General features: G+C 71.4%; 15 protein-coding genes. 7 read left to right on the plus strand and 8 right to left on the minus strand.

The window, feature by feature from the left end:
* Positions 1–75: 75 nt before the first annotated feature.
* Positions 76–1,338, plus strand: a complete 1,263-nt coding sequence (locus ABKA17_RS38305) for a YhgE/Pip domain-containing protein (protein ID WP_353696992.1) — start codon at positions 76–78, stop codon at positions 1,336–1,338.
* Positions 1,339–1,364: 26 nt separating this feature from the next.
* On the opposite strand, the gene ABKA17_RS38310 is transcribed toward ABKA17_RS38305, so the two are convergent.
* Positions 1,365–2,333: an alpha/beta hydrolase gene (locus ABKA17_RS38310; protein ID WP_353696993.1), complete on the minus strand. Its 969-nt coding sequence runs from the start codon at positions 2,331–2,333 to the stop codon at positions 1,365–1,367.
* A gap of 198 nt (positions 2,334–2,531) precedes the next feature.
* Between ABKA17_RS38310 and ABKA17_RS38315 the strand changes: the two genes are divergently transcribed.
* Positions 2,532–2,984 carry a MarR family winged helix-turn-helix transcriptional regulator gene (locus tag ABKA17_RS38315; RefSeq protein WP_353696994.1) on the plus strand — a complete coding sequence of 151 codons (453 nt, stop codon included), beginning with the start codon at positions 2,532–2,534 and terminating at the stop codon, positions 2,982–2,984.
* A gap of 3 nt (positions 2,985–2,987) precedes the next feature.
* Here the strand turns inward: ABKA17_RS38315 and ABKA17_RS38320 are convergent, their stop codons facing one another.
* Positions 2,988–3,443, minus strand: a complete 456-nt coding sequence (locus tag ABKA17_RS38320; RefSeq protein WP_353696995.1) for an SRPBCC domain-containing protein — start codon at positions 3,441–3,443, stop codon at positions 2,988–2,990.
* A 61-nt stretch (positions 3,444–3,504) separates the two neighbouring features.
* Here ABKA17_RS38320 and ABKA17_RS38325 point away from each other — a divergent pair, with 61 nt between their 5' ends.
* Positions 3,505–3,864 carry a DUF779 domain-containing protein gene (locus ABKA17_RS38325; RefSeq protein WP_353696996.1) on the plus strand — a complete coding sequence of 120 codons (360 nt, stop codon included), beginning with the start codon at positions 3,505–3,507 and terminating at the stop codon, positions 3,862–3,864.
* A gap of 65 nt (positions 3,865–3,929) precedes the next feature.
* Positions 3,930–5,168 (plus strand): phosphodiester glycosidase family protein, encoded by a 1,239-nt coding sequence (locus tag ABKA17_RS38330; RefSeq protein WP_353696997.1) that lies wholly within the window; start codon positions 3,930–3,932, stop codon positions 5,166–5,168.
* A gap of 7 nt (positions 5,169–5,175) precedes the next feature.
* On the opposite strand, the gene ABKA17_RS38335 is transcribed toward ABKA17_RS38330, so the two are convergent.
* From ABKA17_RS38335 to ABKA17_RS38360, 6 genes are all read right to left on the minus strand, one after another.
* Positions 5,176–5,370 carry a hypothetical protein gene (locus ABKA17_RS38335; RefSeq protein WP_353696998.1) on the minus strand — a complete coding sequence of 65 codons (195 nt, stop codon included), beginning with the start codon at positions 5,368–5,370 and terminating at the stop codon, positions 5,176–5,178.
* Positions 5,371–5,481: 111 nt separating this feature from the next.
* The gene (locus tag ABKA17_RS38340) at positions 5,482–6,345 is read right to left on the minus strand and encodes a phosphatidylinositol-specific phospholipase C/glycerophosphodiester phosphodiesterase family protein (RefSeq protein WP_353696999.1); all 864 of its coding nucleotides are present in this window, start codon (positions 6,343–6,345) and stop codon (positions 5,482–5,484) included.
* Between the two features lie 183 nt (positions 6,346–6,528).
* Positions 6,529–7,611: an acyl-CoA dehydrogenase family protein gene (locus tag ABKA17_RS38345; RefSeq protein WP_353697000.1), complete on the minus strand. Its 1,083-nt coding sequence runs from the start codon at positions 7,609–7,611 to the stop codon at positions 6,529–6,531.
* Positions 7,608–8,786, minus strand: coding sequence for an acyl-CoA dehydrogenase family protein (locus tag ABKA17_RS38350; RefSeq protein WP_353697001.1), 1,179 nt, complete (start codon positions 8,784–8,786; stop codon positions 7,608–7,610). The genes ABKA17_RS38345 and ABKA17_RS38350 overlap by 4 nt, the downstream gene beginning before the upstream one ends.
* On the minus strand, positions 8,783–9,751 hold the full coding sequence (locus ABKA17_RS38355; protein ID WP_353697002.1) for an NADPH:quinone oxidoreductase family protein: 969 nt from the start codon (positions 9,749–9,751) through the stop codon (positions 8,783–8,785). Before ABKA17_RS38355 ends, ABKA17_RS38350 begins: the two co-directional genes overlap by 4 nt.
* An 86-nt stretch (positions 9,752–9,837) precedes the next feature.
* The gene (locus tag ABKA17_RS38360; RefSeq protein WP_353697003.1) at positions 9,838–10,419 is read right to left on the minus strand and encodes a helix-turn-helix domain-containing protein; all 582 of its coding nucleotides are present in this window, start codon (positions 10,417–10,419) and stop codon (positions 9,838–9,840) included.
* A 64-nt stretch (positions 10,420–10,483) separates the two neighbouring features.
* Here ABKA17_RS38360 and ABKA17_RS38365 point away from each other — a divergent pair, with 64 nt between their 5' ends.
* The 3 genes from ABKA17_RS38365 (at position 10,484) to ABKA17_RS38375 (ending at position 13,519) form a co-directional block, all read left to right on the plus strand.
* Positions 10,484–11,407 carry an NAD(P)/FAD-dependent oxidoreductase gene (locus tag ABKA17_RS38365; protein ID WP_353697004.1) on the plus strand — a complete coding sequence of 308 codons (924 nt, stop codon included), beginning with the start codon at positions 10,484–10,486 and terminating at the stop codon, positions 11,405–11,407.
* 115 nt (positions 11,408–11,522) lie between these two features.
* Positions 11,523–13,061, plus strand: a complete 1,539-nt coding sequence (locus ABKA17_RS38370) for an ATP-dependent DNA ligase (protein WP_353697005.1) — start codon at positions 11,523–11,525, stop codon at positions 13,059–13,061.
* Positions 13,058–13,519, plus strand: a complete 462-nt coding sequence (locus ABKA17_RS38375; protein ID WP_353697006.1) for an NUDIX hydrolase — start codon at positions 13,058–13,060, stop codon at positions 13,517–13,519. Before ABKA17_RS38370 ends, ABKA17_RS38375 begins: the two co-directional genes overlap by 4 nt.
* Positions 13,520–13,584: the final 65 nt, after the last annotated feature.

Below are 13,584 nucleotides of genomic sequence, written 5' to 3' on the forward strand. Positions count from 1 at the left end.
TCCGCTCTGCGTGCGGGGTGGGCGGTGATCGCGTACGACTGGAGGGACGCGTCACCGCCCACCCCACGGAGAGCCATGAACGACCCCGCTCCCCAGGCCCGTGCCTCCGCCCTGTTGCGCCGCCCCAAGCTCTGGATCGTGCCGACCGTCCTGAGCGGGCTGCTCGCCCTGCTGCTGTCCCTGCTCTACATGGGCGGCATCGTCAATCCGCAGGGCGATCTCAAGGACTTGCCGATCGCGCTCGTCAACGCCGACACCGGCAAGCCGCTGCCCGGGCAGGAGCGGAACCTGGGGACGCAGATCGCCGGGGCAATCATGTCGGACACCTCGAGCGACAAGGCCGACTGGCGCCGGCTCACCCGGGCGCGGGCCCAGGACGAACTGGACGCGGGCAAGGTCTACGGCGCCCTCGTCATCCCCCCGGACTTCACCGCCTCCGTCGGCGCGCTCACCACCACCGGCGCCACCGAGCGGCCGACGCTCACGGTGCTCACCAACCCCGGCAAGGGCAGCCTCGGCTCCTCGCTCGCCGCCCAGATCTCCACGCAGGCGGCACATCAGGCCTCGCAGACCATCGGCGAGCAGCTCACCCGGTCGGCCCCGCGTGCCGACGCCACCCTGAAACTGCTGCTCGCCGACCCCGTGGCCGTCGCCACCGAGGTGGGCCATCCCGTCGGCACCCACAGCGGTCTGGGTCTGACCGCCTTCTACTACACGCTGCTGCTCGTCCTGGCGGGCTTCATGGGCGGGAACATCATCAGCAACGGTGTCGACACCGCCCTCGGCTACGCCGACAACGAGATCGGCCCCTGGCACACCCGGCTGCCCACCGTGCCGATCAGCCGCACTCAGACGCTGCTGCTGAAGATGGCGATGACCGCGGGCATCACGCTCGTGACGGTCTCCCTGGTGATGCTCGCCTGTGTCACCGTCCTCGACATGGACGCGACCCACCTGCCGCTGCTGTGGATCTACTCGTACTGCGCGTCCCTCGCGGTGGGTCTGGGCGTGCAGGCCATCAACGCGGCGTTCGGCGGCATCGGACAGCTCGTGTCGATGTTCGTGTTCATCGTGCTCGGCCTGCCGTCCTCCGGCGCCACCGTGCCGCTCCAGGCGGTCCCGGGCTTCTACCGCTTCCTGTCCCACTTCGAGCCCATGCGCCAGCTCGGCGACGGCGTCCGGGCGATCCTCTACTTCGACGCCCGCGGCGACGCCGGACTCACCCGCGCCTGGACGATGACCGCGATGGGGGCCGTCCTCGGTGTCCTGTTCGGCTTCGCGATGGCCCTCTACTACGACCGCAAGGGCCACCGCCGTCTGACGCCGCAGCCCGCCTGAGCGGGCCGGCGGCGCCGGTGACGGTGTTACGCCGTGCCGAGTGCGGTGCGCAGCGTGGCCACGGCCTGGTTGATGGCGGCCTCGGCGGCGTGGGTCTCGCGCAGGGCGTCGAGCATCACGAAGTCGTGGATGATGCCCTGGTAGCGCACGGCGGTGACGGGGACGCCGGCCTCGCGGAGCTTGTCGGCGTAGGCCTCGCCCTCGTCGCGCAGGACGTCGGCCTCGCCGGTGACGACCAGGGCCGGGGGCAGACCGGTGAGCTGCTCGGTGGTGGCGCGCAGCGGCGAGGCGGTGATCTGCGCGCGCTCGGCCTCGTCGGTCGTGTACTGGTCCCAGAACCACTGCATGGCGTCGCGGCGCAGGAAGTAGCCCTCGGCGAACTGGTGGTACGAGGGCGTGTCGAACGCGGCGTCGGTGACCGGGTAGAACAGCACCTGCTGGACCAGCGGGACGTCCCCGCGCTCCTTGGCCATCAGGGTCAGGGCGGCGGTCATGTTGCCGCCGACGGAGTCCCCGGCGACCGCGATCCGCGTGGCGTCCAGGTTCTTCGAGGCGCCTTCCTCGACGACCCACCTGGCGACGGTGTAGTTCTGCTCGATCGCGACCGGGTAGCGGGCCTCGGGCGACAGGTCGTACTCGGGGAAGACGACCGCGGCGCGGGCGCCGACGGCGAGCTCGCGCACGAGTCGGTCGTGGGTGTGGGCGTTGCCGAAGACCCAGCCGGCGCCGTGGATGTAGACGATCACCGGGAGCACGCCCTCGGCGCCGGCCGGGCGGACGATCCGGGCGCGGACCTCGCCGGTGGGCCCGCCCTGCACGGTGATCCACTCCTCGTCGACCGCGGGCCGGGCGATGTCGCCGGACTGCACCTCGTCGACGGCCTTGCGGCCCTCGACGGGACCGAGGTCGAAGAGGTACGGCGGGTTCGCGGTGGCCTCCACGAAGGCCTGGGCGGCGGGCTCGAGGACGGGGCGGGTGCCGGTCTGCTCGGACATGGCGATCTCCTCGGAGAAGGGGGGCCGCGGGCTGGCTCCGTCGACGCTGTTCGTCGGGAGCGGCGGCACATCCATGACTGTAGCGCTCAATTTAGTCGTGCACAACTTAATCGAGCTCGATCATTTATTTCGCGACTGTTTCCGGCTCGATAGAATCGAGGGGCCCCTGAGACCGGATCGAGAGCGAGGAACCCTGTCATGAGCCCTGCCGAACCGGAGCGCGACGGCTCCCTGCTCCTCGACGACCAGTTGTGCTTCGCCCTCTACGCGGCCTCCCGAGCGGTCACCGCCCGCTACCGGCCCCTGCTGGAGGAGCTGCGGCTGACCTATCCGCAGTACCTGGTGATGCTGGTGCTGTGGGAGCAGGACTCGATCTCGGTACGGGATCTGGGCACCGCCCTCCAACTGGAGTCCAGCACCCTCTCCCCGCTGCTCAAGCGCCTGGAGGCGAACGGCCTGCTACGGCGGGAACGCCGCCCCGAGGACGAGCGCTCGGTCTCCCTCACCCTCACCGACGAGGGAGCACGGCTGCGCGAACGGGCCGCGGCGGTACCCCTCGCCATCGGTGACGCCATGGGCCTGACCCCCGAACAGGACGCCACGGCGAAGCAGTTGCTGCGGCTGCTGACCGCCAACGTCGGCGCGAACTGACGCTCAGCCCTCCGCGAGCCGCGCCAGGTTGGCCAGCGCCATCCGGGTGCCCTCCTCGTTCTGGTCGGCCGGCACGGCGTCGGGAATCCCCTCGTGCAGGACGACGACCTCCGTGCCGCCCGCCACCTCGGAGAGCGTGGTCGTCATCGTCATCGTGCCGCGCAGGCCGGGGTCCACGGTCTCGAACTCGAACTCCTCGACCACCTGCTCGTCCGGCACCAGCCTCAGGAACCGGCCGTGGTACGTGTCGGTGTGCGAGCCGGACTTGCCGGTGCCGGTCGGCAGGTCGTAGGTGAGCGAGATACGGAACGCGCCGCCCTCGCGGGCGTCGAAGGCGTGCACCTCACCACGCATCCCCTCGGGCACCCGCCACTTCGCGAGCGCCTCGGCGTCCACGAGCTGTCGGTAGACGGCCGCGCGCGGGGCGTTCACATGCCTGGAGACCCGGGTCGTGTACATGGCCCCACCCTGCTCCGGGGTGCAACCTTCTCGCAACGTGGCCTGTGGTGCGCTGGGGCGCATGGATGAGGAGATCCCGCGTGTCGAGCTCACCCCCGCGGCCGCCGATCTGCTGCGCCGACTGCGCGAGGCGCACGGCCCGCTGATGTTCCACCAGTCCGGCGGCTGCTGCGACGGCAGCGCCCCCATGTGCTACCCGGCGGGCGAGTTCCGTACCGGCGGCTCGGACGTGCTGCTCGCCGAGCTGGAGGTCGAGGGCGTCGGGGAGCCGGTGACGTTCTGGATGTCGCGCAGCCAGTTCGAGCTGTGGAGCCACACCCGGCTGATCGTCGACGTCGTGGCCGGCCGGGGCAGCGGCTTCTCGCTCGAAGCACCCGAAGGAGTGCGTTTCCTGATCCGTTCCCGTCTTCTCGACGCCTAGCCACCCTGCCGTCTGGTGCACTTCCCCTGAGTCCTGGGACAGTTGACGAGACCTCAGGGGGGACTGTGACGCTGCGTCAGAACAGGTTCCGAGCAGGCAGAGCGGTACTGACGTTCCTCACGGCATGCGGTGCGCTGGCCGGTGCGACCCTGACGGGGGCGGCACCGGCCGGCGCCGCCCAGGCCGCCGCCCGGATCGGACCGGGAGTCACCTACCGGCAGTACGACATCCAGGCGACCAAGGGCCCCACCCGCGTGCACGTCCTCGCCGTCGACCTGCGCGATCCGCGCGTACGGCTCGACCTGCTGCATCCGGGAGCGGTCGCCGCACGGGCGCCCGTCTCACAACTGGCGGACGCCCAGGGCGCCGTCGCGGGTGTCAACGGCGACTTCTTCAACATCACCGAGACCCAGCACCCGGGTGTCGAGGCGACCGGCGCGAGTGTGGGCCCGGCGATCGCGAGCGGCCGCACCCTCAAGGCGGCGGTCCCCGACGGCCAGCGCTTCGGCCCCGCCCTGCCGCCCGGCACCTCCACCAGGGACGTCCTCGGCATGGGCGTCGACCGGCGGGCCCGGCTCGACACCCTGACCCTGACCGGCTCCGTCCGGACCCGCTGGACCCGGCTGCCGCTGGGCGGGCTCAACCAGTACGCCCTGCCGGTGGACTCCATCGGCGCCTTCACCAGCGGGTGGGGCAGCGCCTCCCGGGTGCGGGCCACCTGCGGCACGGACACCGACCGGGCCGCTCCGTGCAGCACGGACACCTACGAGGTGACGGTCCGCCGCGGCCGGGTCGTCGCGGCCGCCGACACCCCGGGCAGCGGCCCCGTCGAAGCCGGCACCACCGTCCTCGTGGGCCGGGAGGAAGGCGCGCGCCAGTTGCGGAAGTTGCCGGTCGGAGAGCGGGTCCGGGTCCAGCGCGGCCTGGTCGCGTCCGCGACCCGGGTCCCGTACCGCTTCGCGATCGGCGGCTATCCGGTCCTCGACGACGGACAGCCCCTGCCCGGCCTCGACGGTACGACCTCTGCCGTGCGCACCGCCGTGGGGGTCGCGGACCGCGGGCGCCGGGTGCTGCTGCTCGCGGTGGACGGCGCGGCCCCGTACCGCACGGGCCTGACCATCGCCGAAGTCGCCGAGACACTGAGGGGGTTGGGCGCGTCGGACGGCTTCAGCCTGGACGGCGGAGGGTCCTCGACCCTGGTCGCCCGAGACCCCGGCGCGGGCGCGGTGTCGGTGCGCAACCACCCCTCCGGCGGCGCCGAGCGCCCCGTGCCCAACGGCATCGGGGTCTTCACGAGCGGGTGAGCGCGCCTCAGGGCCGGAGGCTGCTGACGATGTCGGCGGTGGCCGTGAGACCACTGCTGATGGTCGGGGCGATGCTGGTACTGGCCAGGTAGAAGCCGAGCAGGGCGCAGACCAGGGCGTGCGAGACCTTCAGTCCGCCGTTGCGCAGGAAGATCACCGCCAGGATCAGCAGCAACATCACCACAGAGATGGAAATCGCCATCGTCGGCCTCCTCCGCCACGCCAACACGTCCGGTTCACGGCGTTCGGCCGCAAGTGTGGCGTAGCGGAGGGTTCGTCCGGGCGGCTGACCTGTCCGCCGAACGTGTGGTGTCTACGCCGACCGATGGGCGTCCAGGAAGGCCTCTAGGCCGGCGAGGTCGTCTGTGTTGAGGTAGTCGACGTCCGCGGCGAGCAGCTCGCCCCACAGCGCGTCACGGGCGGGCCCGGCCAGGTCCGGCGTGGCCCAGAACCGCACCTGCTGCCCGCGCGTGTGTGCGGTCCGCACGATGCCGCGCAGCTTCTGCCGCTCGGCGTCGGGGAAGGCCCCTACACCCTGCCAGGTGAAGTTGAGCGTCCAGTTGTCGCTGATCAGCGAGATGAAGGAGGCGGGCGCGGCGCTGCCGAGGTCGGCGAGCCGGCCGTCGTAGAAGGCGCGCCGCACGGTCTGCGCCTCCATGGGCGCCCGCGCGGCGCGGTCGCCGGAGATGACGGCGGTGACAGGGCCGGGGATGACCCGGCCGTGGGCGTAGGTGGTGAACAGGTGCTTGTAGCGCTTCAGTTGCCGGTCGAGTTCGAGGTACGTCGACGAGCCCTCGGTCTTGATGTCGACGAGCAGCTGGAGCGGCCTGCGGTGACCCCGGTACACCGAGCCGTGGTTGCGCCTCACGCGGGCGGCGAGCGGGGCGAGGTAGAGCGACTCCAGGGTGCGGGTCGGGTCGAGCTCGGAGGCCTCGTGGGCGACGAGGAGCTGGTCACCGACGAGGAAGATGTCGGCCTCGACGCTGCCGAAGCGGTGGTCGAGGGCGTCGAGCAGGGGGCGGGGATGCAGGTAGTCGTTGTGGGCGTGGGCCCGCCACAACGGCCTTGGGCGGTGCCTGCGTTCGCCCGCCGACGCGTCCGTGGCGGGCAGGGCGACGGCGCCCGCGAGTGCTGCGCCGAGGGTGGTGAGGGCTCTGCGACGGGTGGTGAGGGCCATGCCTGCCTCCCTTTGAGGGCGGTACGGGACACCGGCGAGTATGGGCTCGTACCGCTCTCAAAGGGCATGCTCGTGACAGGAGTTGGCCGGACTGCCGCTGTCTGTTCATCGCGTCTCATCGCGACCGCGCGGGGCGCAACGGAAAAGCCCGCCCCAGGTGGGGCGGGCTTTCCTTGATGAACGTCAGGGGGCTTGCAGGTCCACCAGTTCGGCCAGTGCCGCACGGTGGGCGCCCGCGGTGCCGTACGCGATCGAGTCGGCCTTGGCCCGCTTGAGGTACAGGTGGACCGGGTGCTCCCAGGTCATACCGATACCGGCGTGCAGTTGGAGCGCCTCCTCGGCGGCGTGGACGGCGACGGACGCCGCGTACGCCTGAGCGACGGCGACCGCCACGTCGGCGTCCGCGTCGGTGGCCAGCGCGTCGGCCGCGTTGCGTGCGGCGGCCCGCAGGTTGACGACCTCCAGCCACAGCTGGGCGAGCCGGTGCTTGAGCGCCTGGAACCCGCCGACGGGCCGGTTGAACTGCTTGCGCTCCTTGAGGTAACGCACGGTCTCGGTCAACGTCCAGTCCGCCAGCCCGAGTTGCTCCGAGGCGAGCAGCCCGGCACCGGACCGCAGAGCCCGTCGCACGGCGGGTTCTGCGTCGCCCAGGAGACGTCCGGGCGCACCGTCCAGGGTCACGGTCGCGAGCGGCCGCGTGAGGTCCAGGGACACCTGCGGCGTGACGGTCGCGTCAGCAGCGTCCACCGCGTACAGCCCGCCGTCGTCCGCCGGAACCAGCAGCACATCGGCGACCGCCGCGTCCGCGATCCCGGTCAACTCCCCATGCAGAGCGCCGTCTTCATGGCGTACGACCTTGTAGGCGCTGCCCGCGGAGACGTTCAGCGCGACCGCGAGCGCCCCGATCCGCCGACCCGAGGCCAGCTCGGCGAGCAGGTCCTCGGTGCCGCAGGCCAGCAGCGCCTCGGTGGCGACGACGGCACTGGTGAGATAGGGCAGCGGGGCGACCGCGCGCCCCAACTCCTCCAGCACGACCGCCGCTTCGCGGTGCGTGGCACCCTGGCCGCCCTGCGCCTCCGGCACCAGCAGACCGGCGAGGCCCATGCCGTCGGCGAGGGCCTTCCAGGCCGCGAGGTCGTGCGGGGCGTCGGACTCGGTGCGCGCGATGACACCGGGGGCGTCGCAGTGGTCGGCGAGCAGGTCCCGTACGGCGGACCGCAGCGCCTCTTCCTCCTCGGTGTAGAGAAGATCGGGCTGTGCGCTCATCGGGCCAGGTCCTTCCATGCGACGTCCTTGTCGGTGCGCGGTTCCGAGGGCAGGCCCAGGACGCGCTCGGCGACGATGTTCAGCAGGACCTCGCTGGTCCCGCCCTCGATGCTGTTGCCCTTGGAGCGCAGGTAGCGGTAGCCCGCGTCGCGGCCCACGAAGTCCACCATCTCCGGCCGACGCATGGTCCAGTCGTCGTACAACAGGCCCTCTTCACCGCGGAGTTCGACCTCCAGGCCGCTGATCTCCTGGTTGAGGCGGGCGAAGGCGAGCTTCATGCCGGCGCCCTCGGGGCCGGGCTGGCCGGCGACGAGCTGCTGGCGCAGGCGTTCGCCGGTGAGGCGGGCGACCTCGGCCTCGACCCACAGCTTCAGCAACCGCTGGTGCAGATCGTGGCTGCGCAGCTCCGGGCGCTCGCGCCAGGTCCTGGAGATCGGGCCGATCATGCCGCCCTCGCGGGGCAGCCGCATGCCGCCGATGGCGACGCGCTCGTTGTTGAGCGTGGTCTGCGCGACCCGCCAGCCGTCGCCGATCTCACCGAGGCGGCGGGTGTCGGGGATGCGGACGTCGGTGAGGAAGACCTCGTTGAACTCGGCCTCGCCGGTGATCTGGCGCAGCGGCCGGACCTCCACGCCGGGGTCGGTCATGTCGCACAGGAAGTAGGTGATGCCCGCGTGCTTGGGCACGTCCGGGTCGGTGCGGGCGATGAGGATGGCCCAGCGGGCGTTGTGCGCGCTGGACGTCCACACCTTCTGCCCGTTGACCACCCAGTCCTCGCCCTCACGAACGGCACGGGTGCCGAGCGCGGCCAGGTCGGAGCCGGCGCCAGGCTCGCTGAAGAGCTGGCACCAGACCTCCTCGCCGGTCCACAGGGGCCGCAGGAGCTGCTTCTGCTCCTCGGTGCCGTACTTGAGGATGGTCGGCGCGGCCATGCCGAGGCCGATGCCGTTGCGCCGCGGGTCGTTGTCGGGAGCGCCCGCGGCCTCCAACTCGGCGTCCACGACGACCTGGAGGGAGCGCGCGGCACCGAGTCCGCCGAGGCCCTCGGGGTAGTGGACCCACGCGAGGCCCGCGTCGAAGCGGGCCCGCAGGAAGTCGAGCCGGTCCGTCGTGGCGGGCGGGTGCGCGGCCAGCAACTCCGCTGTGCGGCGCTTGAGTTCGGCGGCGTCGGTCATGCCTGTGCTCCTGTCGGTACGACGGCGACCCGGCCGGTGGTGACCCCGTCGCCGACCCGCTGGACCGCGTCCGCCGCCCCGCTCAGCGGCACCCGCTCGCTCACCAGCGGCTTGATGGCGCCCCGGGCGGCCAGTTCGGTGAGCTGCTCGTGGCAGTGCTGGACCAGCTTCGGGTTCTTGGTGTTGTAGAGGCCCCAGTGCAGGCCGAGGATCGCGTAGTTCTTCACGAGGGCGTGGTTGAGCCCCGGGCTGGGGATGGTCCCGCTCGCGAAACCGACCACGACGATCCGCCCCTCGAAGGCGACGACCTTGGTGGACTGCGTGTAGGCGTCCCCGCCGACCGGGTCGTAGATCACGTCGGCGCCCCGGCCGCCGGTGGCCTCCTTCACCGCGGCGACGACGTCCTGGGCACGCCGGTCGATCACGACGTCGCAGCCCAACTCCCGTGCCACATCGGCCTTCTCGGCACCACCCACGACACCGATGACGGTGGCCCCGGCCGCCTTGCCGAGCTGCACGGCCGCGCTGCCGACCCCTCCTGCGGCAGCGTGGACGAGCAGCGTCTCCCCGGCCTCCAGACGGGCCCGGCGGTGCAGTCCGAACCAGCCCGTCTGGTACCCGATGTGCAGTGCGGCGGCCTCGGCGTCGTCCAGCGACTCGGGCGCGGGCAGCAGCGCGGCGGCATCCGCGACCGCGTACTCGGCGAAGCCGCCGTACGGCAGCGCGGGGTTGGCGATCACCCGGCGCCCGTCCTCGGTCTCGCCGCAGATCTCCACACCCGGAGTGAAGGGCAGCGGCGGCCTCACCTGGTAGTGACCGCGGCACATCAGCACATCAGGGAAGTTGATGTTCGCGGCACGCACCTTCAGCAGGACCTGGCCGTCACCGGGCGTGGGCGTCTCGACGTCCGCGAGCCGCATCACCTCACCCGGCTCACCGTTCTCGTGCACTTGCCATGCCTGCATGCGATGCCTCCACGCGACTACGTCGTACGACCTGGGGTAGTCGCATACTAAGCGGTCGCTTGCCGTTCAGGGAACAGTAGCGTGCGTCACGACCGCTTCGGCTTCGCCCGTACGTGCATCCGCTCCCCCTGCGGCCCGAACAGACTCAGAAACTCCGCCGGCCCCTCCCCCGTAGACCCGAACCAGTGCGGCACCCGGGTGTCGAACTCGGCGGCCTCCCCGGCGCTCATCACCACGTCGTGCTCACCGAGGACCACCCGCAATTGCCCCGACAGCACGTACAACCACTCGTACCCCTCATGGGTACGGGGTTCGGGCTCCTCTTTCCGCTGCGGCACCAGCACCTTGAACGCCTGGAGGCCACCGGGCTGCCGGGTGAGCGGCCAGTACGTGCGCCCGTGCCGCACCAGCGGCTTGGCCCGCACCCGCGGATCCCCCACCGGCGGCGTCCCGACCAACTCGTCCAACGGCACCTGATGAGCCTGCGCGATCGGCAGCAGCAGCTCCAGACTGGGCTTGCGCAGCCCCGACTCCAGCCGCGACAGGGTGCTCACGGAGATGCCGGTCGCCTCCGACAGCGCGGCGAGGGTCACCTCCCGCTCCTTCCGGATCCGGCGCAGCCGGGGACCGACATCCGCGAGAACGCCCTCGACTTCTTCGGTACTCATCTCTGTATTGCAGAATCAGCAAAGCCGTTTGTCAATCCCGCACCCGCGGAGCAACCGTGGGGGCATGACTGACACCCACGCATACGAAGTGATCGTGATCGGCGGCGGCGCGGCCGGCCTGTCCGCGGCCCTCGTCCTGGGCCGATCCCGGCGCCACACCCTGGTCGTCGACGCGGGCGAGCCCCGCAACGCACCCTCCGCCCACATGCAGGGCTATCTGACGCGGGACGGCATGTCCCCGTCCGACTTCCTGGCGACCGGCCGCGAGGAGATCGCGCGGTACGGCGTCGAGCTGGTGCGGGACCGGGCGGTCGAGGTCTCCCAGGGCTTCGGTGTGACGCTGGCGAGCGGCCGCACCCTGCGGTCCCGCCGCCTGGTGATCGCCACCGGCCTCAAGGACGAGCTACCGGCGGTCCCCGGCGTCGCCGAACGCTTCGGCCGGGACGTCCTGCACTGCCCGTACTGCCACGGCTGGGAAGTCCGCGACCAGGCCTTCGGCGTCCTCGCCACCACCCCGCTGAGCGTGCACCAGGCACTGATGGTGTCCCAGTGGTCGAAGGACGTGACGCTCTTCCTGCACACGGTCGCGGAGGCCGACCTGTCGGACGACGACCTGCGCAGGCTCGCGGTGGCGGGGGTCAAGATGGTGCAGGGCGAGGTCGAGGAACTGATGATCGAGGACGACCGACTGACGAGCGTACGCCTGGCCGACGGCTCGGTGCACGCGCGCCAGGTACTGTTCACCGCACCTCGGGCCGTTCCGCAGAACGACCTCCTGGCTCAGCTCGGCGCCCAGCTGAACGAGACCCCGTTCGGCGCGTACCCCGTGGTCGACGCGACAGGACAGACGACCGTCCCCGGTGTGTGGGCCGTGGGCAACGCGATGGGCTTCGGCGAGCAGGTGATCAACGCGGCGGCCGGCGGCTACCGAGCAGGCGCCACCATCAACGGGGATCTGCTCTTCACAGACCTCGATGCAACCCCCTGAGGGGCGCGGGGCTGTATCGATTTGCGGCTACCGCCGCGCGGGCGCGACCAGCCACGATGCACCCGCAGCCGAAACACAACGTGTAATCCGACCAAGCGTGCCGCACTCTTGAGACATGCTCCTAGCCCGCCTGGCCCAGGTATCCCAGGAGATCGCCACAACGTCGGCCCGCTCAAAAAAGATCGCCCTGCTCGCCGAGCTGTTCCGAGAAACCGAACCGGCGGACGTCCCGATCGTGATCCCCTACCTCGCGGGACGACTCCCCCAGGGCCGACTCGGCGTGGGCTGGAAGGTGCTGAGCCACCCAGTGCCCCCAGCCCCCGAGCCGACCCTGACCGTCGAAGAGGTCGACACCCTGCTCAGTACGCTCGGCAAGGTGTCCGGCACCGGTTCACAAGCCCAACGACTGCGGCTGGTCGGCGAGTTGATGGGCGCGTCCACCGCCGAAGAGCAACGGTTCCTCCTGGGACTGCTCAGCGGCGAGGTACGCCAGGGCGCCCTGGACGCCGTCGCCACCGAGGGCCTCGCCCAGGCGACGCAGGCCCCGCCCGCCGACGTCCGCCGCGCGGTGATGCTCGCGGGCTCCCTCCAGACCGTCGCCGAGGCCCTGCTCGCGGACGGCCCCGAGGCGCTCGGCCGCTTCCGGCTCACCGTCGGCCGCCCCGTCCTGCCGATGCTCGCGCACAGCGCCTCCTCGGTCGCCGAGGCGGTCGGGAAGCTCGGCACCTGCGCGGTCGAGGAGAAGCTGGACGGCATCCGCGTCCAGGTGCACCGCGACGGCGACGACGTACGGATCTACACGCGCACCCTCGACGACATCACCGACCGGCTGCCCGAACTGACCGCTGCCGCCATGGAGTTGAGAGGCGAGCGGTTCATCCTGGACGGCGAGGTCATCTCCTTCGACACCGACGGCCGGCCCCGCTCGTTCCAGGAGACGGCGGGGCGCGTCGGCTCCCGTGTGGACGTGACGACGGCCGCCGCGGAGGTGCCCGTCTCCCCCGTCTTCTTCGACGCCCTGTCCGTCGACGACCACGATCTGCTCGACCTCCCCTTCGCCGAACGCCACGCGGAGCTGGCCCGGCTGGTCCCCGAGCCGATGCGGGTGCGGCGGACGCTCGTGTCCGGCCCGGCGGACGTCGGCGCGGCCGAGGCCTTCCTCGCCGAGACGCTGGAGCGCGGCCACGAGGGTGTCGTGGTGAAGTCCCTCGACGCCACCTACAGCGCGGGCCGGCGTGGCGCGTCCTGGCTGAAGGTGAAGCCCGTCCACACCCTCGACCTGGTCGTCCTGGCCGCCGAGTGGGGCCACGGCCGCCGTACCGGCAAGCTCTCCAACCTCCACCTGGGGGCGCGCCGGGCGGACGGCTCGTACGCCATGCTCGGCAAGACCTTCAAGGGCATGACCGACGCGATGCTGACCTGGCAGACCGAGCACCTTCAGGAGCTGGCCGTCGAGACCGACGGGTATGTGGTGACCGTACGTCCCGAGCTCGTCGTCGAGATCGCCTACGACGGTCTCCAGAAGTCGACCCGCTACCCGGCCGGGGTCACCCTCCGCTTCGCGCGCGTGATCCGCTACCGCGAGGACAAACGGCCGGAGGAGGCCGACACCGTGGAGACCCTGCTGGCCGCGCACCCCGAGGTGAAGCCGTGAAGACGAGCGCCGGCCTGTTGTTGTTCCGGCACACCGACGCCGGTTTGGAGGTGTTGCTGGGCCATATGGGTGGTCCGTTCTTCGCGCGCCGTGACGCCGGGGCCTGGACCGTCCCGAAGGGCGAGTACGTGCCCGCCGAGGAGCCGGCCTGGGACGCCGCCCGCCGGGAGTTCCAGGAGGAGCTGGGGCTGCCGCCGCCCGACGGGGAGGCCGTACCGCTCGGCGAGGTCACGCAGACCAACGGCAAGGTCGTCACGGCGTGGGCCGTGGAGGCCGACCTCGATCCGGCGACCGTCGTACCGGGCACCTTCCGGATGGAGTGGCCGCCGAAGTCGGGACAGGAGCAGGAGTTCCCGGAGCTGGACCGGGTGGAGTGGTTCCCCCTCGGGCGCGCCCGCGAGGTGATCGTCAAGGCGCAGGCCACGTTTCTCGACCGGCTGGCGGAGCACTCGCCCTGACACGTTGCGGCGCGGGCCGCGGCGCGGGAAGGTCGAAACACAGTCCGGTTCTTTGGAGGTCGGTC

Source organism: Streptomyces sp. RG80 (assembly GCF_040446465.1).
Lineage (GTDB): Bacteria > Actinomycetota > Actinomycetes > Streptomycetales > Streptomycetaceae > Streptomyces.

Excerpts from the sequence above, each read along its gene's own strand:
- ABKA17_RS38305 (WP_353696992.1), top strand. The coding sequence starts at position 76 with ATGAACGACCCCGCTCCCCAGGCCCGTGCCTCCGCCCTGTTGCGCCGC.
- ABKA17_RS38310 (WP_353696993.1), bottom strand. The coding sequence starts at position 2,333 with ATGTCCGAGCAGACCGGCACCCGCCCCGTCCTCGAGCCCGCCGCCCAG.
- ABKA17_RS38315 (WP_353696994.1), top strand. The coding sequence starts at position 2,532 with ATGAGCCCTGCCGAACCGGAGCGCGACGGCTCCCTGCTCCTCGACGAC.
- ABKA17_RS38320 (WP_353696995.1), bottom strand. The coding sequence starts at position 3,443 with ATGTACACGACCCGGGTCTCCAGGCATGTGAACGCCCCGCGCGCGGCC.
- ABKA17_RS38325 (WP_353696996.1), top strand. The coding sequence starts at position 3,505 with ATGGATGAGGAGATCCCGCGTGTCGAGCTCACCCCCGCGGCCGCCGAT.
- ABKA17_RS38335 (WP_353696998.1), bottom strand. The coding sequence starts at position 5,370 with ATGGCGATTTCCATCTCTGTGGTGATGTTGCTGCTGATCCTGGCGGTG.
- ABKA17_RS38340 (WP_353696999.1), bottom strand. The coding sequence starts at position 6,345 with ATGGCCCTCACCACCCGTCGCAGAGCCCTCACCACCCTCGGCGCAGCA.
- ABKA17_RS38345 (WP_353697000.1), bottom strand. The coding sequence starts at position 7,611 with ATGAGCGCACAGCCCGATCTTCTCTACACCGAGGAGGAAGAGGCGCTG.
- ABKA17_RS38350 (WP_353697001.1), bottom strand. The coding sequence starts at position 8,786 with ATGACCGACGCCGCCGAACTCAAGCGCCGCACAGCGGAGTTGCTGGCC.
- ABKA17_RS38355 (WP_353697002.1), bottom strand. The coding sequence starts at position 9,751 with ATGCAGGCATGGCAAGTGCACGAGAACGGTGAGCCGGGTGAGGTGATG.
- ABKA17_RS38360 (WP_353697003.1), bottom strand. The coding sequence starts at position 10,419 with ATGAGTACCGAAGAAGTCGAGGGCGTTCTCGCGGATGTCGGTCCCCGG.
- ABKA17_RS38365 (WP_353697004.1), top strand. The coding sequence starts at position 10,484 with ATGACTGACACCCACGCATACGAAGTGATCGTGATCGGCGGCGGCGCG.
- ABKA17_RS38370 (WP_353697005.1), top strand. The coding sequence starts at position 11,523 with ATGCTCCTAGCCCGCCTGGCCCAGGTATCCCAGGAGATCGCCACAACG.